Genomic DNA, 26,693 nt, shown 5'->3' on the forward strand with positions numbered 1-26,693 from the left:
TTTCCTATGCTTAGCATCATTGCGGCAACGTCGTACGCGCCCGTCACTCGAAGCATCCGTGCGTATCGTGGCGTCCTGCACGCAACGACGATTCATGCATCCTTCGGGAACCATCGGAGCGCCTCATGAAAGGCAGTCAATTGACGGTGTTTGCGGCCAATCAGAGCCACCGCAAGAGTCACATGACCGTCGTCGAATGGATTCTCGACAAGACGAAACAGGCCGGTATTGCCGGCGCAACGGTGATCGAAGTGAGCGAATGTATCGACGCGCATGGCAAGTACCACGCGGCGCGTTTTTTTGAATTGGTCGACCAGCCCGTCGTGGTCACGGTGGCCGCGGAAGATGTACGCATCGATGCACTGCTCGATAGCCTCCGACACGGGGGTGTTCAACTCTTCTACACGCGCTGTCCTATCGAATACGAGCTGCTGGGCGCAGGCACCGGAGAGGGCGGCGAGTAGAGGACGAGTAGCGGACTCCAGTTGCCCGGCAGGGAGGATCGCCCGCCGCGCGGACGCGATGCTGCACAGCACAATCGTGCGTCTCGGTGGCTGTGAACTAGAATGAATCAAGCGGTGGATGACCGGCCTGCCTCGGTCGAACAGCGCGGCGTTACTCCGGCAGTGGACGCGGCCAAATGCGCGCCGCCCGGAGCTGCAAGAACCCGTTGGGCGTTGGAGATGCACGATGAACGGCTATCAACTGACGTTCTACACAGAGCAGAACAGGAAGCACGGCCATCAGACCGTATGCGAATGGCTGCTGCATGAGGTCCGCCAACTCGGCATCGGTGGCGCGACCGTCATCAATTGCGCCGAAGGCTTCGGCCACGCGGGCTCGCATCATGCCGCCCACATGCTCAGGCTCGACGATCAGCCGGTGCAGATCATTCTTGCTGTGACTGAAAAGGAAGCCGGGCAGCTTCTGGATCTCGTGCGCTCCGAAAACGTGCACGTTTTCTACATGCGTTTTCCGATTGAGTTCGGTGTGATCGGTGACGACGTCCCGCATAAACCGTCGAAGCATTTTTCCCTGTTCGGCCGGTCAACGGGATAGGGGGAAATGCAAACCTTGCAAGCGTCGGCGCGTCACCTATACTCAAAACTGCTTTTTGTGGAGATGGCATTCCTCCCTAACCGCCGCTAGCAAGCTTTGCGGCTAATGATGCCTACAGGGTCCCCGGGCGCTTCGGGGCCGGTAGGCATTTTTCAGCCGGCTCGCCTTTTCGAGCATTCCGGGCATATCGTTGCCTAGAAGAACGCAAAAAACATGGAATGCGCAAGCGAGTCGCCGCGCGGCAATGGTTGCCGCCCCCGTCCATACGCTTTGCCGCGCCTTCGCGTAGCGTTCGGCGCGTGCGTTGAAATCCGGTCCCAAGGTGTCGTTCGGCAACCCTTCGTCTTCACGGAGGGGGCATGAACGCGCGCGATGTCGCCCTCCAGATTGCCCAGGTGGTGACCGTCATCGCACTGTCACCGCTTCTGCAAGGTGTCATCCTGCAATGGGAAGAGCGTGTGCAACGCGCACGCGGCCCTGGCATCTTCCAACCCTATCGAGACCTGTGGAAGCTCTTTCACAAGCAACTCGTCGTGCCTGACTCCGCTTCGTGGATTTACTGGACTGCACCGGTAGTCGCGTTCACCTGCATGCTCACGGTGCCGATCCTCATCCCGGTGCTCACTGACTTTCCACTGCCGCTTTCCGACATGGGCGACATCCTTGGCGGTGGCCTCATCCTGACATTGGGGTCGTTTGCGGTCGTGCTGGCGGGGCTGGATTCGGGAAGCGCCTATGGCGGCATTGGCGCAAGCCGCTCGGTGATGCTCGGCATTCTTGCGGAGCCCACGCTGATCCTCGTGCTGGTCGGCATCACGCTGCTGGCCAAAGCCATGCTGCCGTTCGTCGTGAACCATCTGCTTGTGGCACAGCCATCCGTGTACTGGAGTCCGGCACATCTGTTTCTCGTCTTCGCGTTTTTCGTCCTGCTGCTCGTCGAGACGGACCGTTTGCCGATCCACTCGAGCACGCACATCGAGGTGTACATGATCGAGGAGGCGCGCATCCTCGAATATTCCGGACCGCTTCTGGCGCTGCTCAAATGGGCTTCGATGATGAAGCAGTTCATTCTTTACACCATTTTCTGCAACGTGCTGACCCTGCCGTGGGGACTATCGCGGCATGGCACGGCGTTGGGCGCATTGGGTGCGGCGATCGATCTTTTCCTGCGCATGCTGCTGGTTGCGCTCGTCGTGGTCCTCGTCGAGACGGCGCAATCCAGGCTGCGCTTCTTCCGGTATCAGGAGCCGCTTGCGGCGTCGTTCATGCTGGCGGTGCTTGCGATCGCCGCCAATCAGCTTCGGTGATATGCCATGCTGCTCGCCCACCTGAGTCCGCTTGCTGCATCGCTCTTCAGCCTGCTGGCGATCGGCAGCCTGCTGCTTGCGTTTGTGATGCTGGGCTCGCGTTGGTTGAAGGACTATCTGCTCGCGTTCATGGCCGAGTCGTGGCTGATCGCGGCGCTCTCCGGCGCGGTGGGCTACTACGGCAACTATCACGAGCTGTATCTGATCGCGCTCCTCACTGCGCTCTTTCGGGGCCTGGTGCTGCCCTATCTGATCTGGCGAATCATCATCCGGCTGGAGGTCGAGCGGGAGTTGCATGTGATCCTGCAGCCAAGCTCTAGCATCGTGTTGGGTGCGCTGCTGGTGCTCTTCGCGTTTGTCGTGTCGAACCATCTAGGCAATGCGCTGGGCCTGGGCGGCACGGTGGTGGTGCTGGCGCTCACGGTGATGCTCTCGATGAAGCTCATCGGCTTTCTGATGCTGACGGTGCGTCATGAGGCGATCAGTCAGGTGCTGGGCCTCCTGATCCTGGAGAACGGTATCTTCCTGGGCTCCCAGATTCTCGTGCCGGGCATGCCGATGCTGATTGAACTGGTGTTGCTGTTCGATCTGCTCGTTATCGTCGTGAGCTTCGGCGTATTGGTCCGCTATCTGGTCGCGCATGTCGGCAGCACGAGCAGCCGTGAACTCAGACGGCTGGTGGGGTGAACATGATCGAGACATGGAGTGTCGTGATCGTAGTTTCACCGGTTGTCGCGGCAGCAATTTGCGTGGCGAGCCGGCGCGCACACGTCGCTGAGTACGCGAACCTCGCCGCGTCGATTGTCTGCGTGGTTGCGGCGGTTTCGCTTGTCTGCACCGTCAAGGATGGACATCGCTTTCTGCGCGACTACGTCGTGGTCGATGCGCTGGCTGCCTGGACGCTTGTTTGCACAGCGCTCGTGTATTGCCTCGCTTCGATCTATGCGGTTGGCTATATGCGACTGCTAGCAGAGGAGCGTGAGCGACTGCCGAACTTCTATGCGCTCTTCGCGCTCTTCGCGGCGACGATGATCTGTGGGCCGATCATGAACAATATCGGTGTCTACTGGATCGCGATCGAGCTGACCACGCTCGTTAGCACATTCCTCGTAGGCTTCGAGCGCGGCCAGGAAGCGATCGAAGCGGCATGGAAGTACATCATCGTCGTTTCCGCGGGCATCAGCCTTGCGTTGCTCGGAACGGTGCTCTTCTACTGGGCGGGCAGTCTTGTGATCGGCCCGACCTATGACATGACGTGGGACACGCTGCGCCGCGCGGCTCCCAGGATGAATCCCGCGCTCACCCAGATGGCGTTCCTGCTCGTACTGGTCGGCTATGGCACCAAGGCTGGCCTCGCACCGATGCATACATGGCTGCCGGACGCGCACAGTGAGGGGCCGGCGCCTGTGTCCGCGATGCTCTCCGGTGCACTGCTGAATACGGCGATGCTTGGCGTAGCGCGCTTCCTGACGATCACCGATGCCGCCAGTTCATCACTGCTGCCGCGCACCGTGCTTGTTGCGTTCGGCGCGTTTTCGCTCTTTGTCGCCGCGCTGTTCATTGTGCGTCAGGAGGGCGTCAAGCGGCTGATGGCGTATTCCAGCGTCGAACATATGGGTGTGCTGGCGCTCGGACTGGGATTCGGCGGCCCGCTCGCGATTGCTGCCGTGCTGTATCACATGCTCAACCATTCGTTGAATAAGTCGTTGATGTTCTTCGGCGCCGGCAACGTAATGCGCGTGTTCGGCACTAAGGACATGGCTGAAATCCGCTGCGTATGGGATCGCTTTCCTGTCACGGGCGCACTATGGCTGGCCGGCGCGGTGGCGATCACGGGCGCGCCGCCGTTCGGTCTCTTTCTAAGCGAACTGACGTTGATGCGCGCAGGGTTGGCGAGCTCGAACGTTTGGGCCGTGATCGTGATGTTGCTATTGCTGATCGTGATCTTTATCGGCTTTCTCAACCACTTCAGGGCCATGTACTTTGAAGCCCGGCGCGCGGGGCCGGCCGGGCCAACGGATCGCACGGTGAACCCGAGCGCCTGGATGACGGTTCCGATGTGGCTCGCCTTTGTGCCGGTACTGCTCCTCGGTGTGTGGTGGCCACAAGATCTGTGGCGTTTCTTTGAAGTGGTTGCCGCCGATCTGGGAGGGCAGACGCGATGAATAACTGCGCGCTCAAGGAAATCACGCTCGCCGAACTCGGGGCGGCCACCGACGATCTGCTCAGCCACGGGGGACGCATGCAGGCCGCGTACGCGTGGTTCCCGCGACCGGACGCTCCGGAAATGCGCTACATCGCGACAGCACCGGGGCGGCGCGAGTTCGTGGGCTGGCGCATCGAAACGGGCAACGCGCCCGTTCCCAGTCTTGCCAGCAGGTGCCCGCTGCTCGGCTGGTATGAGCGCGAGATCATGGAAATGAGCGGTGTCGCGTTTGCCGGACATCCGGAACCCGAGCGCCTCGTCACCGCATTTTTGCCGCCGACTGAGCGCGGCCCGCTCGAGCCGGCGGATGCGGCGCAGGCGAGCGCCGCGGGCACGCTTGCCGCCCCGACACTGCCGCAAGTATCAGGCAAGCACGTCCAGTTACTGCCGTTCGGTCCGGTGCGTGCCGATGTCGTCGAGTCGGCCCAGTTCATCTTCTACTACGTTGGCGAGGGCAATCTCCACTATCACCCGAATCTGTTCCTCAAACATCGCGGGATGGAAAAGCAGTTCGAGGGGATGGACGTCGAACCGGGTGTTCTGCTGGCGGAGCGCGTTGCGGGCATCGATAGCGTCGCGCACGCGCTCGCGTATGTGCAGGCGGTCGAAGACGCTGCGGGCTGCATCGTGCCCCCGCGCGCACGTTGGCTTCGCATGATGGTGGCGGAGCTCGAGCGTGTCTACAACCACTTGCATTACCTCGGCCACTTGTGCGACACGACCACGCTGAAGGTCGGCGAGGCCCAGGGCAAGCTGCTTGAGGAGCGCGCCAAGCAAATGAATGCGCTGGCGTGCGGCAGCCGCTTCTTGCGCAGCATTGTGTGGCCAGGCGGTGTACGCCGCGATCTGGATGTGGTGGCGATTGCCGAGGGCGTCGCGGCGCTCCGACCCGAACTGGAGCGGTATGTCGACCTGATCGAGCGGACCACCAGTCATCTCGATCGGCTCATTTCCACGGCGCCGCTCAGTCAGCAGCTCGCCTTCGATCAGGGCGCGACTGGACCGGTCGAACGGGCGTCAGGTGTCGATCGGGACCTCAGGCGGGATCACCCTTATGCCGCGTACGATGAACTGCCGCCCGCTGTCGCGACCCGGCGCGAGGGTGACGCGTTTGCCCGGATGAAGGTGCGGATCGCGGAACTCCGGACGAGTCTGGTGCTGCTCGACGACGCGATCATGCGCGGCATTCCTGCCGGGCCACTGCTCGAGCCTTGCCGCTGCGCGCCGAACGCCGAGGGGCTCGGCTGGGCTGAGTCGTCACGGGGCACCGTGCTCTATGCGCTGCACCTCGATGACAGGTCACGTATTGCGCGAGCGAAGATCAAGTCGCCCTCGTTTTCCAACTGGCGGGTGTTTCCCTTCACCGTGCACGACAGCAACATGATGGACTATGCGATCAACGAGGCGAGTTTCGGTTTGACCATTTCGGGTTGCGCGCGATAGGACGGAGCGACTATGTCTCTATGGACCTGGTTTGGACTGACGAGCGGCAGCGCAAGTACCGAGTGGCCGCTCAAGGGCGATGCGCACGGTCAGCAGGGCGTGCTCGGCATGCCGCGTTACGATCCGGCCAGGTGCCAGGATGGTTGCGACGCGTGCGCCAAGGCATGTATCACGCACGCGATCACCTTTTCTCCCGAGCGTGGAGCGCATGTCCCTCCAGAGGTGGATTGGGGCCGTTGCATTGTGTGCCAGCGATGTACCGAAGTGTGTCCGACAGGCGCCTTCTCGCCATCGACGGACTGGGCGGTCGGTGTGACGAATCGAGATGACCTCGTGTGGGACGAGGCGCTGGCTTCCCGCGTGCCACGCGAGCTGGTCGAACGGACGCGCCGCACATTCCGCCGCAGTCTGCATATCCGCCATGTCGACGCGGGATCGTGCAATGGCTGCGAATCGGAACTGCAGGCGTTGAACAATCCGTTCTACAACCTGCACCGGCTTGGCATCTTCTTCACGGCGTCACCGCGTGCGGCCGATGTTCTGCTTGTCACCGGGCCGGTGACGCATGCGATGCGTGCGCCGCTGCTGGCGACGTATGAGGCGATGCCCGATCCGAAGTGGGTCATCGCGACAGGAACATGCGCGGTGTCGGGCGGCGTCAGCGGCGGAAATTATGCTTGCGGCAGCGGCCTCGACGGCGTCTTGCCGGTCGACGTCTACCTGCCGGGTTGTCCGCCTAATCCTGCTGCGATCATTCACGCGCTGCTATTGATCGTTGGTCGCGCGGAGCAACGGATGCGAGGAGGGCAGTTTGAGCGCTGACCTGATTCTGGCGGCGAGCGTCCTCTGGCTCGCCACTGCCATCCTGTCGCCGGTGCGCTCAGTCCGGGCGTTGCCCCGATACTTGCTGGCCGCAGGCTGCGTGCTGGGCGTCGCCGCGTGTCTGATCGCTTTACCCACCGCAACCCCCCGCGTTGAATTCCCGTTTGCGCTCGCTTCGCAGCGCATCGCCTTCGCGCTTGAACCCTCAGCGCTCTGGCTGCTTGGCTTTGGTCTTGTACCGGCGACCTTCGCCTGCTGGCTTGGCTCGCCCCTCTCGGGCCGTTCTGGCACGTGGTGGGCGGGGGCATCGCTGAGCCTGCTCGGCGCGCTCGGGGTATTCGGTCTGCAGGACGGGATGTCAATGCTCGTCGCCTGGGAGGTGATGAGCCTGGGGGGAGCGGTGATGCTCGCCGGCGAGCGCGAGCACGCGCGCGAAGCCGATGGCAAACCCGTGCTGCTCATGCTCGCGCTGCTCGAGGTGGGCGCGATTGCGCTGGTCTTCGCGATTCTGCTACTCGACCACGCGTCGGCCGATATCGGTTTCGACGCGTTCAGTGCCCATGCGCCGCACACGTCAGCGCTTCTGTCGTGGGCGGCCGGTATCGCGCTGCTCATTGGCTTCGGCGCGAAGCTCGGCCTCATCCCTTTCTACGAGTGGTTTCCGCGTGCGTACTCGAGCGGCAGTGGTGCGACGGGCGCGCTGTTCTCCGGCGTCGTACTCAATGCGGCTTATTTCGCGCTGAGCCGCGGCTGGAACAGCTGGCTGGGCGTCGCCCACGATAGCGGCACGGCGTTCGGGCTCGGTGTGGTCGCGATCGCGATTGGCGTAGTCAGCGCGGTGCTGGCGATCCTGTTCGCTTTCCAGCAGGACGACTGGAGAGCGCTGCTCAGCTACTCGTCCGCGGAGAACGCGTCGGTCGCGGTGGCGATGCTCGGCGTGACGCAACTCTTTCGCAGCGACCATTTGAACGATCTCGCCGGCCTCGCGTGGACCGTCGCGTTGTTGCATCTCGCCGGACATTCGCTTGCCAAAGGCGCGCTGTTTCTGGTCGCTGACGGCATCCAGGCGTCGACGGGCAATTACGACATCGTGCCGCGCGGCTGGATCAGAAACAGCGGCTTCATGCTGGGGCTCGGCGCACTTTTCGCGGTGATGAGCCTGGCGTCAATTCCCCCGCAGGCGGGCTTTGTCAGCGAGTGGTACGTTTTTCAGTCGGTGTTTCAAGGCTTTCATTTATCGGCTTTTACCGGGCGTCTTGCGCTGGTGCTGGCTGGTGCGGGCCTCGCACTCGCTGCGGCGGTGGCACTGGCGACGTTCGTCAAGCTGTTCGGGCTGGGCCTGTTGGGAATGCCGGACCCGGACTATCAACGTCCGGTGCCCCGGCGAAGTGCCGCGGCCGTCGGCGTGCTGGGACTTTGCGTGCTTGCGGTGGCCGTCGGTGCGCCGTTGTGGCTCAACGCGCTGGCGAGCGGAGCCCGGACGCTGTTTCAGGCCAACAGTCCCCAGGCAATGGTATCGGGATGGCTGCTGGTGCCGCTGACCGACAAGTTTGCATTTATCTCGCCGTCGAAGCTCGTCATCGTGATGCCGTTGCTGGCGCTTATCCCGCTCGCCCTGTTGCGGCTCACGAGAACGCGCCCGGTGCGGCGCACGGCGGTCTGGTTTGGCGGCATGACCCCGCATGGCCGTGACGCGTTGACTACGCCGCTGACGTTCTCGAATGCGATGCGCACGTTCTACAGCTTCGTGTATCAGCCGACCATGAGCACCGAGCGCGAACATGAGCAGCGCGAGTACTTCATCAAGCGACTGGTGTTTTCCGAGGGCGTGACGGACCTGTTCGAGCGGCATCTTTTCGAGCCAGCAGTCCGAATCGTGACGTGGTGTGCTGACAAGCTGCGCGCATTACAGTCCGGCAACCTGAACTTCTACCTCGCGCTGATCGGCGGTCTGCTTGTGGCCATACTTGCGTTGACACTCGTGTAGCCTGCTTTGAGCGGACGATCGCACGGAAGAGGCCGTCAATATCTGCCGCAGGCCATCATCGGTTAGCGCCGTGAGGGCATTCACTCCTCGCATTTCACATCCTGCTTTCGTACGACGATGATCACCGGATAGGTCCCGTGCTCGAGTTCTACGCGCGCGACCACGGCCATCGTCGTGCTGTCGATGTCGTCGTACACGCTGACCTTTTCATGCCGAAGGCTTGTGACACCGGTACAGGCAGACGCGCGGCCCTCGTCGGAGACCTTGCATTGGATCGGGTTGTCTGCAAGGTAGCGATATCTGTCTCTATCGGGGGTCGCAAGGTATTCACGAAAGCTCTGCGCCGATCCACCGATGCCGGTGACATACCCAATGGCGCACTGCAATGTGGGTGTATCGCTGCTCCCGGATGTCTGGGCTGTCGCGGCCGTGCTTGCGGCCGCGATGACCGCCGCGAGTATTAATGCAAGGAGGTATTTCATGGCGCAAATCACCATTGTCGGATTGAAGTGCTGGATTGTAATGGCATCTTACCCAAGGGGTCCGAAAGCGAAGATCGGCTGCTATTGCCAGATTTGCAGCGCTGTTCAGGGGCGGCGACGGAAGTTCGGCGCCACGCGGGGTGCGCGCGCGTGATGTCGGATGAATGAGCGGATGCGCGTTCAGGACGGACCCATGATCTTCCTGATCAAGCGCACGAATTGACAGTCAATCGACAGGAACGCCTATTGCTTGAAGTTAGTTATTCACGGCGCGTAAATGTCAGCCGCCCACGGAGTTCATGTCCGGCTCGACGCTGTTGTCGTGAGGGGTTTTTTAATATCCCGCATACACCCGTAATTCAGGTCCCACTGTCGCTGAATCAGGTGCCCGCTGCTTTTGACAGACTGAAGAGGAGGGGCAAATGGAAAATCGTCCTCATACCAGGGAGAATCGGTTACTGGGTCTTCTCCCCGCAGCGGAATGGGTACGTCTGAAAACGCAACGGGTGTCAGTTGAGATAGCGCCGGGATGGAGGGGGTACAAGGCTGTCAACCACGTCGACCGAACCCGTTTACGGTCTGGTCAAAGGTACAAGCTTCGAACGCTTCTGTTTCTGGTCCTGGCGTGCTGCCTGAGTACGGCGCTACCGGCGCAAACGTCGGCATCCACCGATGCCGGGCAGGCGAGCGCGAAGACAGTTCACCACGCCGGACTTGACCGCTCCGGCAAGACACGCAAGGGCAAGGCCTCTTACTACGGCCGTAAGTTCTACACAAAGAAGATGGCTGACGGTACGCCCATGGATCCGCAATCCAATGCCGCCGCGAGCAAGACTTTGCCGCTTGGCACCAAGGCCCGGGTCACGAATCTGGAAAACGGCAGCAGCGAGGTGGTCGAAATCAGGGATCGCGGCCCCTACGTCAAGAATCGAATCGTCGATGTGTCGCCCAAGACCGCCGATAAGCTTGGTTTGAAAAAAGATGGCACCGCCCCAGTCGAAGTCAAGCCGGTGGAAATTCCGCAGCCCGACGGCAGTGTGAAGTCGGGCACAGGCGCAGCGGAAACCCGGCACGACAAGTCGACGGTCGGCTCTCAAGGATTTTGATCTACGGTTGCAGCATCAACGGACGCGGTGTAGATTCTCCGGCGGCAAATTGACCGAAGAACAGGTGAGGAAGTGGCTCTTACTCACCTCGGCTATTGCCAGTCCCTGGAATGCATCGATTCCATAGTGAACCGACCCGTCAACGCATCAATCCATCGCGAGCAGACGATGCTCCGGGCGCCGGTTCTTCAATCGAAATTAAAGTGGCAGGAACAGGCTGATTCCCGGAGCCGCTTGCGGTGCATAGACAACGGGTGGCGCGCCGTAATAGCTCTGATTGCCGTAATAGCCTTGATTGCCGTTATCGTGGCCATGGCGATGATCGTCATGCCCATATGCCTGCCGGGGCGCGGCGTGCCCCTGGCTATGCTGCTGGCCCTCATGGTGATCGCTTTCCGCTCGCAAAGGGGATGTGGTGAAGAGGCAGGCGATCGCTAACGTAAGGCCAACTGCGCTCAGGCGTCTCGCTCTCAGCGCGCCTTTGTCAGGCGCGTGCGTGATTGAGGTTTTCATGATGTATCCCTATGTTCGGACCGAGCCCTTACTGCGGTGCGTGGGCCGGTCCGGCTGTCAACTGCGCAACGCAGCCCCGAGTCATCCCTTGCTTGCCTTGTGATGCTTATCGCCGTGGAAAATCAGATCGGCATTGCTCTTCTGGGTATCCGACATGCTGTTGTAGAGTGCCTCGAAAGCCGGTGTGAGTTTCTTGATACCGTCAGCATGGGCATCGACAACCTGACCGTAAGACCGGAGATCGTCGACTGCGCTCATGCTGTTGGTGTTAGCAGTGCGGGTCTGCCTGAGCGAATCCATCGTGCTGGCATTGTCGCGCATGACCTGCGCGACGGGTTGCCAGAGCGATTCTTGCGCTGCAGTGATCTGAAGCCTCGCGTGAAGGTTGTTGATTCGCGTATCCACCGGGGTATGGGCCGCAACGGTCATAACATGTCCGCTCGCCTGGGTCTGCCCTGGCGTGGCCGCGCTTGTTGGCGCTGCGAGCATTGCAAGACCAAGAAGCAACGCTGCCGCGAGCACAGACACGGGGCGCGGTTGGGATGGGATAGTAGTGCGCTTCATGGTTCGTCTCCAGAGAAATTCGGTCAGGAACCGAATCGCCGCCGAAGTACCCATGCTGCGAGCGAAAGCGCGTGCGAATTCGATTGAATAGATTACTTGTGCGCCGACTCCCGATCGATGTCTGTCCGGTGGCGGACGTTTGCGCACGCCGCTCAATCTGAGCTTTGCAGTTCAGCACTTGAGCGGCATAGCGCACCCCCGTGTTCATAGGGTGTGGCCACACCGCTCCAGGCTTTCTCAAGAATGCGCGATTCCGGGTGCGGAACCGGCAACCACTTACGCGTCAAGCGGCACCAGCTCGAGTATTGCGGGATTCGGTTCGTCGCCAGTTCAGCGATCCTCAGTTGTTCGGCACGATCACCACAGTACCGTTGGAAGAGGTCGTTCCTCTGGCCCCGGTAGTGCCCCTTGCTCCCGTGTTACCGGTTGCGCCGGTGTCGCCTGTAGCACCGGTGTATCCCGTGTCGCCTGTCGCCCCTGTCGCCCCTGTTGCGCCAGTCGCGCCTGTGTGGCCGGGTGTCCCGCCGTATCCCATGTCGCCTTTCTGCCCATTATTTCCTGTGAGACCCTGCGGTCCTGCCGGACCCGTGCATGCGGCTAACGCGAACACCGTCAGCGCCGCGACAATCAGTTTGGAGTGTTTCATGGTGATTCCTTCCCTTTCACATACGTGAATCACTCACGTTGTCGTGAGCAATCTGCAGATTTGAATCGCTTCCTGACGGGTCTCGTCAGCGCTAGCGCACCGGGGCGTTTCTCGCGGGAAGGCGAAGCGTCGCCAGAGTGCTCGCGTTCCCTCAGGGAGGCGGCCAGCGGATCGTCTCCATGCTCAACGACACTACGCTGACTTCGCTGACAACTCGGTACGCTAGCCGACAGGGACACAAGGATCGCTCGCGCTTAGGCGAAGTGGCTCGGGTGAAGGGGCTGACCAGACATCGCTTCTACGTTTAACGCAATCCGGTACGAGCCTTGACCGCTACCGTACAGATTACCGAGTCGATTTGTGCGATCGTGCCATTGCAACCCGCACGTACCGGTGAGTTTCGGCTCACTCTCGCGAGGCGGGCATCGGCAAACAGCGGACTATGTATCCACCGCGACCGGAAGGGCGCGATTTGGAGACGACATGTCAGCTCATCCTCTCGTCTGTCTGGTCAGTTGGCGCAATTGGTGTTGACGCGCAAATCGGGCTTGTCGAGCGCGGTAATGATGGGGAACCTGTATGAGCGATCTGAAAGACGACCTGCTGCGAGCGCTGCGAGACGCTTACGCGACGGAACGCCATGCCGAGCGGCGGTTGAGAACTTACGCAGCCGGAACGGTGCGCTATCGAGAAATCAACGAACGTATCGATGCTGATCTGACGGACGCGCTGGCGAACCAGAAATCGCTGGCGATTTGCCTCAAGCGTATCGACGGCAGCGACGCCCTCCTGCAGACGATCCCGGATGATCCGGGCGACGCTATCGAGACAGATAGCATTGCGCAAACTGAGGAGAACGTCGCGAAGGATCTGGCCAGCCTGATAGCCCTCAAGCACAGCGAGATCGCGTCTTATACCTCGTTGATTGCCATCGCCGAAGCTAGCGGATTCTTTGAGACCAAGTCCGTCTGTGAGGGCGTCGTACGGCGGCATGTCGCAATGGCGGATTGGCTCATTGGCCGCATTCCTTCGACCGCAAACGCATCTCCGGAACGCGTGCAACTGCTCGCGAGCGCGACCCACTGACCGCCCGCCGTCGATCCGGATACGCTCGAGATTGCCTCTATCAAGAAGGTCCACTTGTTTATTACTTCGCTTGCATTCCTCTCGCACGGCCTGCTTTCCTTGTTGTGGTGGCAGATTCTCCTCGCGACGCTGGTATTGACACACGTGACGATTGTCAGCGTGACGGTCTACCTGCACCGTTGCCAGGCACACCGCGCGCTTGATCTGCATCCCGCCGCGAGCCACTTCTTCCGCTTCTGGTTGTGGATGACCACTGGCGTACTGACCGGGCCATGGGCTGCGATTCACCGAAAGCACCACGCGAAATGCGAGACTGATGAGGATCCTCACAGTCCGCAGACTCGTGGTATCTGGGCGGTACTGATGGGGGGCGCTGAACTCTATCGCGCCGAAGCGAAGAACGAAGAAACGCTGCGTAAGTTCGGCCACGGCACGCCGAACGACTGGATAGAACGGAACCTCTATGCGAGGTACCCGGACCTCGGCATCAGCCTGCTAATGGTGATTGATGTTGCGCTCTTCGGTGTTATCGGCATATCGGTCTGGGCCGTTCAGATGATGTGGATCCCGTTCTGGGCAGGGGGCGTCGTGAACGGCGTTGGACATTTTCTGGGTTACCGCAATTTCGGGTCCGCCGATGCGAGTACGAACATCATTCCATTGGGCCTCCTGATTGGCGGGGAGGAACTTCACAACAACCACCATGCCTATGCGACATCCGCCAGGCTGTCGAACAAGTGGTATGAGTTCGATATCGGCTGGATGTACATCTGCATCCTCGCTGCGCTGGGATTGGCGCAGGTAAGGAAAGTGGCGCCGAAGCCGCATCTTGTCAAAGGCAAGATGGTGCTCGACGACGATACAGTGCAAGCCATACTTCGCAACCGCTACGAGGTGATGGGGGACTACGCGAGGACGGCCGAACGCGCGTACCGGCAGGAGTTGGAGCGTATGGGACACATCAGCCGCCATGAAAGGCTCCTGCTGATGCGCGGTGTAAGGAAGGGGTTTCGCGGCGCCTACGCAGCGCAAAGCAATCGTTGTCAAAGGCAACTGACAGCCCTATGTGATCGCAACCAGAAACTGCGCACCTACGTCGAGTTGCGCGACGACCTGTCGTCAATCTGGGAACGGTCGAATAAATCGCAAGAGCAGTTGCTTTCCCAGTTGCAGGAATGGTGCCGCCGTGCCGAGCATAGCGGTATCCACGCACTCGAGGAGTTCTCGCTGCGCCTTCGCCAGTACGCCTGATTGACGGCAAAGCCCTTGCCGCGGCCCGACCTGAGGCGTTGCCGCAGGGCGATCACGTGTTCTATCTGATGCGCTCTCCCCGCGGTTGTTTTTACTGATCCGACCGCCACCGTACAGACTTACCGCGTCATTCCGTGAGACCGTCTATCTGGACCCGCATGCACCAGCGATGTTGAGTCGCCTCCCGCAAGGCAGGCCTTTTGGGAACGCCGGTGACGGGTGCTGGCGCCGCAGTCATTTACTGTGACCGCGCGCCAACTGCACGGAACGTTTCGCCGGTTCTTCGCGTCCGGTAGGGCGTGAAATGGGGATCAAAATGTCAGCTCATACCACGTCCGCCGGGTTATCGGCTTACGGTTCTGTCTCGAGGCGCGCCGTCATCTCGGACGAAATGATGGAACATGCTCTGCCGCAGACCACAGTCGTCCCTTTCGCTCGTTCACCAAGGATCGGCGATCCTGTTGGCGCACCGCAACTGAAGGATCAGATTCTGGCGATGGTGGCCCACGAGCTTCGTGGACCCTTGACTCCGCTCGGGCTCGCTGCGCAACTCATTCGCCGGGTGTCGGCGGATCGGCCGGAGGTCCTTCGGTCACTCGCCATGATCGACCGGCAAATTTCACTCATTGCCCGCCTTGCGGACGACTTGATGGACGCTACACGGGTCGACCGGGGTGCACTTCGCATCAGCAAGGACCGCGTCGACATCGCCACGGTTTTGGCCGCTCCGTTGACCGCGGCTGCGCTGGAAACAGGCAGACGCAACCAGGCATTCACCGTGGAGATTGCCGACAGGACGGTATGCATTGACGGCGATCCTGTCCGGCTCGCACAGGCCGTCCACAACCTGCTGCATAACGCGGTGAAATACACGCCGGAAAATGGGTGCATCACCATGCTCGTGTTCGCGGAAGGGAAGAATCTCGTCGTATCCGTCAGGGACAATGGCCTGGGCATAACAGGCGAGCTCCTGCCACATATCTTCGATCTTTTCGCTCAATCCAGCCGAACGATTGCGGCAAGTGCCGGCGGCCTGGGGGTGGGGCTTGCCGTCGTGAAGGCGGTCGCTGAATCGCATGGCGGTACGGTGTCGGCGACGAGTGCCGGCCCGGGTACCGGTAGCGAATTCACGCTTCGGCTGCCCATCGTGATTGAGCGTCGTATCGGTGGCTTATGAGCGTTTCCTGAGGCGCGCCTTGGCATTGCCATACGATGCCTGCGTCTTGCCGATGACCTGCTCGACGCGCCCCTTCCATGTGACCGTCCGGTTTCCGATGGTCTTGCCGAGGCCGGTGCGCAGCTTGCCGGTGATCTCTCGTATCCAGCCCTGCATCTGGTCCTTGTTCATCACCTGACTCCTTGAGCGCTGCTTCGATCGCAACAGCATGACGTCCGCGGGCAAAACAGTCGGTCCGCCACCGTACACCGATCAACTCAGGTGTAGCAGCGCAACTTTCGGGAGAACGTCTGCAGCGTGCCGACGCGACTTTCCGTGACGCACCGGCACCAGTCGTGCACTACGCCGCGCGCCAGCTCAGCCACTGCCGGCCTGCAGCCGTCATATTGATGACGCCGCCGGTGCGCGACTCGTATGCAAGCCCACGAGTCAATAGTTCGTCGGCCATGGAGCGCGGCATCTCTGATCCGGAATCCGGAATTCGATCGAGTGATTTGAGGGCCTGGACGGCCCCAGTCGAGAGTTGCATGTACATGATGGACCCCTGAAGCTGAGATCTCATGCCCCGGATGAAATTCTCCCGTCTGTACGGTGGCGGCTACTTGGCCGCTCCGTCGTCAAATCGCGTAGACAGACTTTCTTTCAACTCAGAGAACCTTCAGCGCGGACACCTCGAACCCATGGCTGACGGCCGTCAGAGCGCGCGGCGACGCGCCATCCCCCAATGTGCACAATCAAACTATAATTTACAGAGGGTTCAGTCAGACTCGGAGTTCAGAGCATGCTGCTACGGAGCGGCGGCTTCGCTAATTTGTCTGACGCTTTCGCCCAACTGCCGTCGAAACTAGACAATTCCAGGAACAAATCGGCGAAGACGGTGCAGTTTCCGTGGGAGTGCCCGGGGAGCGACACATGCAAAGCCAACCTCGTTTCAAAGAGAATCACCTGCTCGCGGTTCTGCCGGAAGTGGAATCGCTTCGCCTTACCCCGCATCTGGTGCCGGTTGAGATGCCCTTGGGGCACGTTGTGTACGAGTCGGGCGATCACCTCCGTGACGTGTATTTTCCGACCACGTCCATCGTCTCGCTGCTGTACGTCATGGAAGACGGTTCGTCCGCTGAAATTGCGATCGTGGGTAACGAAGGGCTCATCGGCATCGCGCTTTTTATGGGCGGGGAAACCACGCCAAGCCGGGCGATCGTGCAAAGCGCAGGCGCGGCGTATCGGCTGGATGCCAGGATTCTGAAAGAGGAATTCCATCGAGCCGGCCCGGTGCAGCGATTGTTGTTGCGCTATACCCAGGCGCTGATTACGCAGATGGCCCAGACCGCCGTTTGCAACCGGCATCATTCGATCGACCAGCAACTGTGCCGTTGGCTGCTGCTCAGCATGGACCGCCTGCCGTCGAACGAGCTGAAGATGACGCAGGAGCTCATCGCCAACATGCTTGGCGTGCGGAGATCCGGCGTGACAGAGGCGGCGTTGAAACTGCAGGATGCGGGACTGATTCGCTACAGTCATGGCCACATCGAGGTGCTGAATAGACCGGGGCTAGAACAACGCGTGTGCGAATGCTACGGCGTGGTGAGACGGGAATTCGACCGCTTGCTGCCTGATCTGAGGGCGTTATAAGAGGCGCATCTTCTGCTCGCGAGAGCGAATTATCAATGGCTCGCGCCGCGCCATTCCCGGCTGGTCAAAGCTCGATTGAACACCCAGTCCGCCAACGAGAGCGCCCTTGGCCGTGCATCGGCACGCGGCGCTCGTGAACACTCGCTGGCAATACAAACAAAGCGACCCCTGCGTCCACCACCGTACCGACTGCGTGGTAAATCAAGGTCATGCTCACTCTACCGGAAAGATTTTTCAGGAGTGTTGCGGATGCCCGCCAGCATCAAATTTGAACGTTGCTGAGATACCTCGCGGAAACCATGAAGATTCCGGGCGACTAGCGAAACAGCGGCGACCTGTCTCGTCAAAACACGGAGTCGGAAAGGAGAAGTTCCATGTTGGGAACTATATTGATAGTTTTGCTGGTACTCATTTTGATCGGTGCGATACCGACCTGGCCGCACAGCCGTTCGTGGGGCTATATGCCCAGCGGCATGCTAGGCGTGGTCTTGCTCGTCGTGGTTGTGCTACTCGTTATGGGCAGGATATAGGCGCGAACAGGCCACGATGTCGTACTGTCCTCAACAAGATCCATCCGTGGAGCGTTCCTGCTATCTCCACGGGGGATACACCTGTCACATTGCCTTCAGATCGGGCAGCAGTCTTTCGCATTCCTTTCTGACAACTTCGTAGCATTCGCACACGCGTTTTTCGAGCCCAGGTCGGTCCAGCACCTCGATGCGGCCATAGCTGTAACGGATCAGCCCGGCATCCTGCAGTTTCATCGCGGCTTCTGTCACGCCGGCGCGCCGGACGCCCAGCATGTTGGCGATCAGTTCCTGCGTCATCGTCAATTCGTTCGACGATAGCCGGTCGATGCTAAGCAACAACCACCGGCACAACTGCTGGTCGATTGAATGGTGCCGATTGCACACTGCGGTCTGCGCCATCTGTGTGATTAGTGACTGGGTGTAGCGCAGCAACAGGCGCTGCACCACACCAGCCCGATGAAATTCGTCTTTCAGGATACGGGCATCCATTCGGTAGGCCCGTCCTGCGCTTTGCACAACCGCCCGGTTCGGGGTGGTTTCACCGCCCATGAAGAGCGCAATGCCGATCATCCCTTCGTTACCCACGATTGCAATTTCGGCGGACGCGCCATTCTGCATGACGTACAGCAGCGAGACGATGGACGTCGCTGGGAAATAGACGTGGTCGAGACGGTCGCCGGACTCGTAGATGACCTGCCCCAGTGACATATCCACTGGCACCAGATGCGGGGCGAAGCGTGCCCACTCTGCTTCGGGCAGCACCTTGAGCAGGTGATTGCCGTTTCGATGATCTTCCTTCAGCATTTGCCACATCCCCGCAGACGATCAGGAAACCGTACCGCTTGCGCCGCCAGCTTCGGGCAGACAACACATCGATACGGGTAGTTGGAGCAGCTCGCATGGTATATCGAGCATAGAGCTGTGCGTTTCTTTCACATTTAACACGTTTCCGCTTGATCTGTTGGCGAAGCGAATCTATAGATGCAAGATACCGCCGGACCTGAATTTGGATCAGTCGCGACGGATTAGGCGCTACACTGGCATTCCAGCAGTCTACAGCGGCGTGCCATGAATGATTCCAATAACACTTCCACGGCACCCGGGCCGGCTGTCGCGCCGCGAATAGTCGCGATCGGCGCGTCAGCCGGTGCCCTTCATGCGCTGAGCTTGTTTTTCAAGTCGGCTTCCTCGATCCCGAACGACGTTGCCTTTGTGATTGTGGTCCACCTGGCTCCCGGCTCTGAGAGTCATCTTCCGGAGTTGCTGGCGAAAGACACGCCGTTAGCTGTGTCGGTCATCGAGGACGGCGCAACGCTGCACGCGGGATACGTCTATGTTATTCCACCGAAAGTATCTGTTGTTGTCACGCAAGACACGTTCAGGCTACGGGCCGCCGTTGAGCGTCCAACAATCCCCATGCCGATCGACGAATTCTTCACGTCGCTGGCCGCTGATCAACGCGACCGCGCTATCGGGATCGTGCTCACTGGCGCGAATGCGGACGGTTCTGCGGGCCTGAGAGCCATCAAGGCCGAGGGCGGTATGGTCATGGCGCAAACGCCTGAAACGGCCCAGCACAGCGCAATGCCCAGCCATGCAATCGCAACGGGGCTGGTCGACTATGTGTTGCCCGTCGAAAACATGCCGGCAGCACTGTTCGATTACATCGCACGCTCCAGTGCCGGGACGTCTCCGGCCTCCGCTGCTTCCGCGCATCCGGTCGACCTTGAGCCGGTGCTTCGGGCGCTTGCTGCTGCCGGATCGGATTTCAGGGGCTACAAGCGGGGGACGCTGGAGCGTCGCATTGCCCGTCGCATGACCGTCAACCGGATCGACAGCCTTGATGCGTATTGCGAGATCCTGAGAACCACGACCGGGGAAGCTCAGGCACTGAGCCTCGATATGATGATCGGTGTGACCGAGTTCTTTCGCGATCCCGAGGCATGGAACGCGCTGTCCGAACGGGTCCTGACCAACCTTCTCGAAGAGCCGGACGGCGAGCAACCCGTTCGTGTGTGGGTGCCGGGATGTGCGACAGGTGAAGAGGCCTATTCGATGGCCATGTTACTGACCGAAGAGCTCGAAAAGCGCCGGGCGACGCGGTCGTTCATGATCCTCGCCTCTGACGTGAACCGCGTGGCGCTGGGACGCGCACGACAGGGTGTCTATTCACCGAGCGTAGCGTTACCCATCGGCGAAGACCGGCTCGAGCGCTTTTTTCTCGTGCATGCCGATGGATACCAGGTTCGGCAGGAGCTTCGCGAAAAGGTCCTGTTCACCCCCCAGAATCTGATTGCCGATCCTCCGTTCTCCCGCGTGGATCTGATCAGTTGCCGGAACCTGCTCATATACCTTGAGCCGGAGGCCCAGCAACGGGTGTTTGAGCTATTCCACTTCGCGCTCAATCCGAAGCGTTATCTGTTTCTGGGGCGATCGGAAAGCACCGATCCCGATTCCACCCAGTTTCAGGAAGTGTCCAGGGCCTGGCGTATTTATCAGCGCAGTCCGGTCGTCGCACCGGCCGTCTCCGGCTATCGATTTTCCACAAAAACTGTACGCCACGAGGAATTTCCGCCCACGAGTCGCGTCGGTACCCGCAGCAAGGGTTACGCCGAACTGGTCAACGCTACCCTGCTGGAAGAACACAATGCGGCGTCCGTACTGATCAATTCTGCTCACCAGGTGCTCTACGTGAGCGGCTCGACCGACGATTACCTGAGGCAACCCGCTGGTGAGCCGACGGGCAACATTCTCGACATGGCGCGCGAGGGTCTGCGTCTCAAGCTGCGAATCGTCTTGCGCCGCGCGACCCAGGACCAGACTGCTTCACCCGTCAGCGAGATTGTCTCTGACGGCGGTGCACCGGCGGTGAAGATCACGGTAACCCGACCGTTCGACACCGCGCATGCGGGCAAGGCCTTGCTCGTCATCTTCGCCCGGTTGCCAACTGCCGAGCGGCCCGTGTCGCTTGTGCCCTCCGGCGTGGATTCGGACCTCTGGCACCTGGAGAGCGAGCTTCGCACGACCCAGGCGGAACTTGGCAGCACGATCGAGGAACTGGAAGAGAGCAACAGCGAATTACGGGTATCGAACGAAGAAATTCTTTCAATGAACGAGGAGCTGCGCTCGGCAAACGAAGAGCTCGAGACGTCGAAAGAAGAACTGCAGGCAGTCAATGAGCAGTTGAACGCCCTCAATTCTCAACTTGAGCAGAAGGTCCATCAGATGGAGGTCCTTAGCGAGGACGTGACGAATCTGCTTGCCAGCACGGACATCGCGACGCTGCTTCTCGACCAGAATCGCGTGATCAAACGCTATACGCCCAGCGCGGGGCGGATTTTTGGACTTGCGCCGCCGGACATCGGACGCGTATTTGCAGACGTCCTTGGTAATCCGCTTGGCGACGCCCTGCAGAAGGATGTCGACCGGGTACTTCTGGGGCTGGACCATAAGGTTGAGAAGGAAATCGTAACCGCGACCGCAGAATGGTATGTGCGCCGCGTCACGCCCTACATCGCCATTCGCGGCGCGCCGCCCGCTGGCGCTGTGGTGACCTGGACCGATATCACCCATATCAAGCTGTCCGACGAACGCGCCCGGCGCCTCGCTGCGGTGGTTCAGGATTCGAACGACGCCGTAACGGTATTCGACCTCAAAGGCCGCTTTATCGCCTGGAACCGGGCCGCATACGCGATGTATGGCTATAGCGAGACCGAGGCGCTGAGCATGACCGTCTCCGACATGTTGCCAAGCGGCGCCAGGGAGGATCATCTCGACTTCATCCGCCACGCTGCCAACAATGAGGCGCTGCATTCCTATGAGACGCAGAGGGTAACGAAAGACGGGCGGCGGCTCGATATATGGATAACGTTATCGGTTCTGTCGGACGATCTGGGCAGAGCCGCCGCTATTGCGACAACGGAGCGCGATCTCACCGACCGGAGTGTCAGCAACGCCCAACTTCGCGAACGCGCGGAGCGTCTTGCACTGGCCGACCGGCGGAAAAACGAATTTCTGGCGATGCTCGGACATGAACTGCGTAATCCGCTCGCTGCCCTGCGTTCAGCAGGCGATCTGCTCGCCTCCGCAACGGTTGCCGCGCCGCAGAAGGCGTGGGCTACCGGCGTCATACAGCGACAGGGGCGCGCGATGACGCAACTGGTCAACGACATGCTTGACCTCACGCGCATCACAAATGGCAGCATCGAATTGCATCGTCAGACTGTCACGCTGAATACGGTTGTTCGCAGCGCAATCGAAGTGTGCCAGCCTATGATCGACGAACGCAATCACCGCCTGTCGGTCTCGCTACCCGAAGAGCCCGTGGAGCTGTATGTCGACCCTGTGCGCCTGTCGCAGGTTCTCGAAAATCTTATTATCAACGCGGCCAGATACACCGTTCCCGGTGGGGAAATCAGTCTGACAGCGGAAAGAAACGGGCACCGGTTGTCACTTCGTATCAGGGACAACGGAAGAGGCATACCGTCTTCGATGCTCGGTAGTCTTTTTGACATGTTCGTGAGGGGACCGGCGTCCGACGGACGGATTCATGGCGGGCTGGGCGTCGGCCTGTCTGTGGTTCGCCGGCTGGTCGAGTTGCACGGCGGCACGGTCAGGGCCAGCAGTGATGGCGAAACCGGCAGCGAGTTCGTCGTCGACCTGCCGCTGGACGTGACGCGTCCCGAGGCGGCGCCGGCCGACGCTGCGCGGGTACCGGCCAGGACGCTGTCCAGGCGCATCCTGATCATTGACGACAACACGGATGCGTGCGAGGCGCTTGCCCTGCTTCTGACCAGCGAAGGTCATGTGGTGGAGACACGCACCGATGGCATCCAGGGGCTCGGCGCCGCCGCGACATTCAGGCCAGACACCGTCCTTCTGGACATCGGGTTACCCGGAACGGACGGGTATGAAGTAGCACAGAAGCTACGGGAGTCCGAGGTGACGCGAAACACCATGCTGATAGCCGTCACCGGCTACGGGCAACCAGCCGACCGGCTCCGCACGGCCGAGGCGGGGTTCGACCATCATCTGACCAAGCCGGTGGATCTTGAGGTGTTGATGCGGTTGCTTGCCGAGAGAGGGAAACCGGCGACAGACCAGTGAAGTCGCTAGCCAGCCAGCCCGATCGATGGCGCGGATGCCAGCGCGCGATGACGTTCGAAGCCGCCCCGTCGTAGAAAGTCGCAGCACTGTCGGCAGATTTTCGAATCGACGTCAACGAAGTAGCACGTTGAAACGACGACAATTTTCTGTACGAAAACTTTCCGTGCCTTACCGATGGCTGAGATGCGAGGGGAATCCCCTCCTTACCAGGCATTTGGAAATGTTGTCATCACTTACCCTGAGTGCTCAACTCGTAAGGAGATCAAGCATCATGAGCATACAAGGTGTAAGTGGTTCGCAAACCGGCACGAACCTGCTTTCTGTCGGCGCCGCTCGCCGCTCGAGCGGCGGCGGCGAAGCGGCGTCGTCCTCGTCTTCTTCGTCGACCAGTTCGACGGACTCGAACCCGCTGTTGTCGGCACTCGAGGCGGCGTTGTCGGCGCTTGGGATTGGCAGCACGTCGTCGACCACGGCTACATCGGGTACGTCGAGCACGACGGCTTCTTCGAACGCGTCCAGTACGGCAGTCTCTTCCAACTCCTCCACGAGCGATCCGTCGTCAATCAGTTCGGTTTCCGGAGCCCTGCAGGCCTTTCTCGGGGCGCTGTTTCAGTCGCTAGGGTCGCTTCAGCAATCGGGCAATGGTGACGGCTCCACGTCCAATAGCACGACCGGTTCGACGAACTCGATCGCGGCTTCTTCCTATGGGGATATTGGCGGGGCGCTGAACGCGCTCGCACAGGAACTCGGGTCGGGCAGCACGGCGAGTTCGAGTGCTGCGTCCGGTACTTCGGATGCAAGTAGCAACGCTTCTTCGTCATCGTCGCAGACGTCGACACTGCAGACGGATTTTCAGTCTCTCTTGAACTCGCTCGGCGATAGCAACTCGGGTACGTCGCTTCAGTCGTTTGTGCAGACGCTCGCGGATAACCTCAAGGGAAACTCGCATATGCAAACGGTTGGGAGCCTGGTGTCGACTACGGCTTAAGGTAACGAAAGTACAGGCAGTTTTCCGTCCTTCCTGATGATTCCATCAGGAAGGACGGACGCCGAACTCGCCTGTCAGCGGACATTCACTGACACACCTTACGCGCGTTGTTCTGCGCAAGTGCTGAGGGACAAGTCATTGCGCGCTAAATCACTGCGTTGCGCACGTGAAACTCGATGCGACGTTCACGTCGCCAGAACCGTTATACCGCGGGAAGCTCGGATATTCGCAAAGCGGCCGGGTACGCCCCGGCACACCCGCTGTATCCGCGACGGTCTGCGCAGGCGGTGTCACGCCATTTTCGACCCAGTTTTCCAAGGTCGAGAGTGAGTCCCATGATGCGTTGAACACCGTGCTGACCGCATGCCCATATCCGGGAATCTCGTAGAAGCGCACGAAGTTGGTCACGGCTGGGGCGCCCATTGTCGCTTGCAAACGCTGATAGTACTGTTCGCTCGAGCGCGTGCTAACCAGCGCGTCGGCCATACCGTGCGCCATCAGGATCTTGCCGCCTTTCGCGTTGAACGCCGATAGATCCGTCTTGTTGACATCCTGCAAGCCCGTCAATTGACTGATACGCGCTTGCAGACTGCCGGGATTCTGCGGGTCGACGGTGAGCGAGTTGTAGTTGGGGTCACGTGTCACAAAGTAGCGGATCCACTGGTCCCAGAACACGCTGAGATACGGGGCGGTAGTGGGCATCGGCGAGGCCGGTTGCGACGTGCCCAGCGCGAGCGTCGTGACGGTCGGTTGCAACGCTGAGGCATTCGCGACACCAAGGTCCGCGCCGTAAACGTTGAAGCCGGGAAACTGCGTTTCACCGCTGGCAAGTGGGTAACCGAAGGTGATCGGTGTGTTGTACACGTTGAGCGCGGAGATCTGCGCGTCCGACAGACAGGTGTCGCCCGTGTCTGCACCGCCGGCGCAGCGTAGCGCAGTACCGTTGACCGTCGCCGTAGCCGGATTGAAGGTGGCGTTGCAGGCTGCGACGTTGCTGATCAGGCCGTCGGCGACACCGTCGAGTGTGTCGCAGGCAGCCAGCACGGCGTTGAGCAGGACTTTGCGCTTGGCCTGATCCAGATAGGCACCGGGTGCCGCGAGCGCACGCGTGATGCGGCCGAACTGCAGGTCGAGACTGGCGGCAGCCCAAGCGGGATAGAGAACGATCGAGCCGTCCCAGTCTTGCGGCCAGCGTTGCACCACGGCAAGTGCCTCGCGGCCGCCGGACGATCCGCCTGCGAAGTAGGCGCGTTTCGGCGCCTTGACCGCATAGCGGGCGTCGATCAGATACACGGCTGCGTCGCGGGTCTTCTTCAGCGCGTCGCCGGAGAAGTTCTGGACGGCTTCGTCGTTCACGCCGAACGAGCCATCTTCGCTGCCCAGCGCGTTGGCCTGATGCCCCGAATCGCTCGCGAATATCGCGTAGCCGCGTCCGAGCGGGGTGAGTTGCGCTGTGGGCCCAGCCGGCACGTTACCGGTCGGCGCCGGAATCGTCCCGTCATAGCCGCCACCGCCGAACATCATGATTTTATTGTTCCAGACGGTAGGCATTGCAATCTGGAATTTGATTTGGGGCGCCGCCGGATCGACAGGATTGATCGCGCCGCTGACGAGGCAATATTCTCCAGTCGCCTGCGCGCCGGTGCCCGCAGATGGAATGGTGGCGGCCGCAGTCACAGTTGCGCCGGTGGTGGGCAGGCCGATGGAAGACGCCGGCACGGTCTTGCCGGCAAGCTGTGCGCAACTGAGCGGCGCCGCCGCGGTTGAGTTGATGGTGTTGTCACCGCAACCGCTGAGCAACAGCACGGTAAGTACCGGTGCAACGACCAACGAGGAACCGATGCCGCCGAGTTTTCGGACGATATGCTTCATTTGCATGGCCTGTCTCCGTTATGGGGTGTTGCGCCCGTCTACGGTTCGGCTGCTTCGCGGCTGCAGATGAGGACGCCTTGCAAACTTGGCGCGGCTCGGCCTTCCTGTCAATCCTTCTCTCAAGGTCCCGGCACGAATCAGCCCGGATTGTCCGCGACCGAGATCAGGGCCAGCGCCGCTGGCAGGAGCGGTTGCGCCGCCTCCTTTGCAAGCTGTCCGCAGACGTAGGCGCCGTCGATAAGAAGTGCGATCTGATTGGCCAGATTGTCGGGCCTGGCAACGCCGATTTGCCTCGCTAGCGTACCAAGACGGCGGCGCAACTCGGCCTTATGCCTGAGGGCCACCGCCCGCGCGGGATGATCTGGCGCCGGAAACTCAGTTGCTACGTTTAGAAACGGGCAGCCGCGGTATTTCGGTGCGGCGATGTCACGAGCGATCCACTGTAGGTGAGCCTTGAGTTCATCTCTGGGGGCGTTCCGGTGGCGCGTCGCGGTCTTGTCCCATGCGATCCAATAATTCGTGTCATCCCGCTCGAGCACCGCGGCGACGAGCTCGTCCTTGGTTGTGAAGTGCCGATAGAGACTGGTCTTCGCAACCCCTGACCGTTCGACGACGAGATCGACGCCGACGGCTCTGACGCCTTCCTGGTAGAACAGATCAGCCGCCGTATCGAGTATGCGTTCCCGAACGCTGGCGGAACCGGTGGTTCCGGCTTCTTTTGCTGTGGCAGGTGTGCCTCTGCTCATGGCAAATCCTCTTGAGAGATGGAAACTTTATGCTTGCCGGCTACTGTACCAGGATATCTCTTGACACGCTACAGATCTGTACTCTAATCTCCGGAAAAACATACAGGTCTGTAGCGTTGTTGCTTCACCAAACTGCTATCCCGCCGTTCGAGAAAACACCATGACAACTG

The 26,693-nt window shown here is 60.6% G+C and carries 25 protein-coding genes and 1 riboswitch; of the genes, 16 read left to right on the forward strand and 9 right to left on the reverse strand.

Going from position 1 to position 26,693, the window contains the following annotated elements:
- Nucleotides 1–125: 125 nt before the first annotated feature.
- The 8 genes from HHL24_RS00125 (at nucleotide 126) to HHL24_RS00160 (ending at nucleotide 8,824) form a co-directional block, all read left to right on the forward strand.
- Entirely contained in the window at nucleotides 126–464 is a 339-nt protein-coding gene (locus HHL24_RS00125; RefSeq protein ID WP_169483363.1) for a DUF190 domain-containing protein, read from the forward strand.
- A gap of 226 nt (nucleotides 465–690) precedes the next feature.
- The gene (locus HHL24_RS00130; RefSeq protein ID WP_169483364.1) at nucleotides 691–1,059 is read left to right on the forward strand and encodes a DUF190 domain-containing protein; all 369 of its coding nucleotides are present in this window, start codon (nucleotides 691–693) and stop codon (nucleotides 1,057–1,059) included.
- A 50-nt stretch (nucleotides 1,060–1,109) separates the two neighbouring features.
- A riboswitch (Fluoride riboswitch) is annotated at nucleotides 1,110–1,181 on the forward strand.
- A 237-nt stretch (nucleotides 1,182–1,418) separates the two neighbouring features.
- On the forward strand, nucleotides 1,419–2,366 hold the full coding sequence (locus HHL24_RS00135; RefSeq protein WP_169483365.1) for a respiratory chain complex I subunit 1 family protein: 948 nt from the start codon (nucleotides 1,419–1,421) through the stop codon (nucleotides 2,364–2,366).
- A 6-nt stretch (nucleotides 2,367–2,372) separates the two neighbouring features.
- On the forward strand, nucleotides 2,373–3,053 hold the full coding sequence (locus HHL24_RS00140) for a hydrogenase (RefSeq protein WP_169483366.1): 681 nt from the start codon (nucleotides 2,373–2,375) through the stop codon (nucleotides 3,051–3,053).
- 2 nt (nucleotides 3,054–3,055) lie between these two features.
- On the forward strand, nucleotides 3,056–4,531 hold the full coding sequence (locus tag HHL24_RS00145; RefSeq protein WP_169483367.1) for a proton-conducting transporter transmembrane domain-containing protein: 1,476 nt from the start codon (nucleotides 3,056–3,058) through the stop codon (nucleotides 4,529–4,531).
- A complete protein-coding gene (locus HHL24_RS00150) occupies nucleotides 4,528–6,015 on the forward strand; it encodes a hydrogenase large subunit (protein WP_169483368.1) in 1,488 nt (495 codons plus the stop codon). The genes HHL24_RS00145 and HHL24_RS00150 overlap by 4 nt, the downstream gene beginning before the upstream one ends.
- Before the next feature lie 12 nt (nucleotides 6,016–6,027).
- On the forward strand, nucleotides 6,028–6,837 hold the full coding sequence (gene nuoB, locus HHL24_RS00155) for an NADH-quinone oxidoreductase subunit NuoB (RefSeq protein ID WP_169483369.1): 810 nt from the start codon (nucleotides 6,028–6,030) through the stop codon (nucleotides 6,835–6,837).
- Entirely contained in the window at nucleotides 6,827–8,824 is a 1,998-nt protein-coding gene (locus HHL24_RS00160; RefSeq protein WP_169483370.1) for a proton-conducting transporter transmembrane domain-containing protein, read from the forward strand. Before nuoB ends, HHL24_RS00160 begins: the two co-directional genes overlap by 11 nt.
- Before the next feature lie 80 nt (nucleotides 8,825–8,904).
- Here the strand turns inward: HHL24_RS00160 and HHL24_RS00165 are convergent, their stop codons facing one another.
- On the reverse strand, nucleotides 8,905–9,306 hold the full coding sequence (locus tag HHL24_RS00165; protein ID WP_169483371.1) for a hypothetical protein: 402 nt from the start codon (nucleotides 9,304–9,306) through the stop codon (nucleotides 8,905–8,907).
- A gap of 422 nt (nucleotides 9,307–9,728) precedes the next feature.
- On the opposite strand from HHL24_RS00165, the gene HHL24_RS00170 reads away from it, so the two are divergent.
- Entirely contained in the window at nucleotides 9,729–10,412 is a 684-nt protein-coding gene (locus HHL24_RS00170) for a septal ring lytic transglycosylase RlpA family protein (RefSeq protein WP_230417275.1), read from the forward strand.
- Nucleotides 10,413–10,610: 198 nt separating this feature from the next.
- On the opposite strand, the gene HHL24_RS00175 is transcribed toward HHL24_RS00170, so the two are convergent.
- The 3 genes from HHL24_RS00175 to HHL24_RS00185 form a co-directional block, all read right to left on the reverse strand.
- Nucleotides 10,611–10,925, reverse strand: a complete 315-nt coding sequence (locus HHL24_RS00175; protein WP_169483372.1) for a hypothetical protein — start codon at nucleotides 10,923–10,925, stop codon at nucleotides 10,611–10,613.
- Nucleotides 10,926–11,006: 81 nt separating this feature from the next.
- Complete coding sequence (locus HHL24_RS43775) at nucleotides 11,007–11,543, reverse strand: Spy/CpxP family protein refolding chaperone (protein WP_230417276.1); 537 nt, start codon at nucleotides 11,541–11,543, stop codon at nucleotides 11,007–11,009.
- Nucleotides 11,544–11,829: 286 nt separating this feature from the next.
- Entirely contained in the window at nucleotides 11,830–12,135 is a 306-nt protein-coding gene (locus HHL24_RS00185; RefSeq protein ID WP_169483373.1) for a collagen-like protein, read from the reverse strand.
- Between the two features lie 579 nt (nucleotides 12,136–12,714).
- On the opposite strand from HHL24_RS00185, the gene HHL24_RS00190 reads away from it, so the two are divergent.
- The 3 genes from HHL24_RS00190 (at nucleotide 12,715) to HHL24_RS00200 (ending at nucleotide 15,649) form a co-directional block, all read left to right on the forward strand.
- Nucleotides 12,715–13,221, forward strand: a complete 507-nt coding sequence (locus HHL24_RS00190) for a DUF892 family protein (RefSeq protein WP_169483374.1) — start codon at nucleotides 12,715–12,717, stop codon at nucleotides 13,219–13,221.
- 54 nt (nucleotides 13,222–13,275) lie between these two features.
- Nucleotides 13,276–14,472, forward strand: coding sequence for a DesA family fatty acid desaturase (locus HHL24_RS00195; RefSeq protein ID WP_169483375.1), 1,197 nt, complete (start codon nucleotides 13,276–13,278; stop codon nucleotides 14,470–14,472).
- 316 nt (nucleotides 14,473–14,788) lie between these two features.
- Complete coding sequence (locus HHL24_RS00200) at nucleotides 14,789–15,649, forward strand: sensor histidine kinase (RefSeq protein WP_169483376.1); 861 nt, start codon at nucleotides 14,789–14,791, stop codon at nucleotides 15,647–15,649.
- Here HHL24_RS00200 and HHL24_RS00205 read toward each other — a convergent pair.
- Nucleotides 15,644–15,820 carry a CsbD family protein gene (locus tag HHL24_RS00205; RefSeq protein ID WP_169483377.1) on the reverse strand — a complete coding sequence of 59 codons (177 nt, stop codon included), beginning with the start codon at nucleotides 15,818–15,820 and terminating at the stop codon, nucleotides 15,644–15,646. The two genes, HHL24_RS00200 and HHL24_RS00205, sit on opposite strands and share 6 nt — an antisense overlap.
- 169 nt (nucleotides 15,821–15,989) lie before the next feature.
- The gene (locus HHL24_RS00210) at nucleotides 15,990–16,184 is read right to left on the reverse strand and encodes a hypothetical protein (RefSeq protein WP_169483378.1); all 195 of its coding nucleotides are present in this window, start codon (nucleotides 16,182–16,184) and stop codon (nucleotides 15,990–15,992) included.
- Nucleotides 16,185–16,561: 377 nt separating this feature from the next.
- On the opposite strand from HHL24_RS00210, the gene HHL24_RS00215 reads away from it, so the two are divergent.
- Nucleotides 16,562–17,281, forward strand: a complete 720-nt coding sequence (locus HHL24_RS00215) for a Crp/Fnr family transcriptional regulator (protein WP_169483379.1) — start codon at nucleotides 16,562–16,564, stop codon at nucleotides 17,279–17,281.
- Between the two features lie 374 nt (nucleotides 17,282–17,655).
- Entirely contained in the window at nucleotides 17,656–17,811 is a 156-nt protein-coding gene (locus HHL24_RS00220) for a DUF3309 family protein (RefSeq protein ID WP_169483380.1), read from the forward strand.
- 84 nt (nucleotides 17,812–17,895) lie between these two features.
- On the opposite strand, the gene HHL24_RS00225 is transcribed toward HHL24_RS00220, so the two are convergent.
- Entirely contained in the window at nucleotides 17,896–18,615 is a 720-nt protein-coding gene (locus tag HHL24_RS00225) for a Crp/Fnr family transcriptional regulator (protein WP_169483381.1), read from the reverse strand.
- A 264-nt stretch (nucleotides 18,616–18,879) separates the two neighbouring features.
- On the opposite strand from HHL24_RS00225, the gene HHL24_RS00230 reads away from it, so the two are divergent.
- Nucleotides 18,880–22,917 carry a CheR family methyltransferase gene (locus HHL24_RS00230; RefSeq protein WP_169483382.1) on the forward strand — a complete coding sequence of 1,346 codons (4,038 nt, stop codon included), beginning with the start codon at nucleotides 18,880–18,882 and terminating at the stop codon, nucleotides 22,915–22,917.
- 271 nt (nucleotides 22,918–23,188) lie between these two features.
- A complete protein-coding gene (locus HHL24_RS00235; protein ID WP_169483383.1) occupies nucleotides 23,189–23,905 on the forward strand; it encodes a hypothetical protein in 717 nt (238 codons plus the stop codon).
- Between the two features lie 150 nt (nucleotides 23,906–24,055).
- Here the strand turns inward: HHL24_RS00235 and HHL24_RS00240 are convergent, their stop codons facing one another.
- On the reverse strand, nucleotides 24,056–25,783 hold the full coding sequence (locus HHL24_RS00240) for a tannase/feruloyl esterase family alpha/beta hydrolase (protein ID WP_169483384.1): 1,728 nt from the start codon (nucleotides 25,781–25,783) through the stop codon (nucleotides 24,056–24,058).
- A 131-nt stretch (nucleotides 25,784–25,914) separates the two neighbouring features.
- Nucleotides 25,915–26,523, reverse strand: a complete 609-nt coding sequence (locus HHL24_RS00245; RefSeq protein WP_169483385.1) for a TetR/AcrR family transcriptional regulator — start codon at nucleotides 26,521–26,523, stop codon at nucleotides 25,915–25,917.
- Between the last annotated feature and the right edge of the window lie 170 nt (nucleotides 26,524–26,693).

It is taken from the genome of Paraburkholderia polaris (genome assembly GCF_012927345.1).
Classification (GTDB): Bacteria; Pseudomonadota; Gammaproteobacteria; order Burkholderiales; family Burkholderiaceae; genus Paraburkholderia; species Paraburkholderia polaris.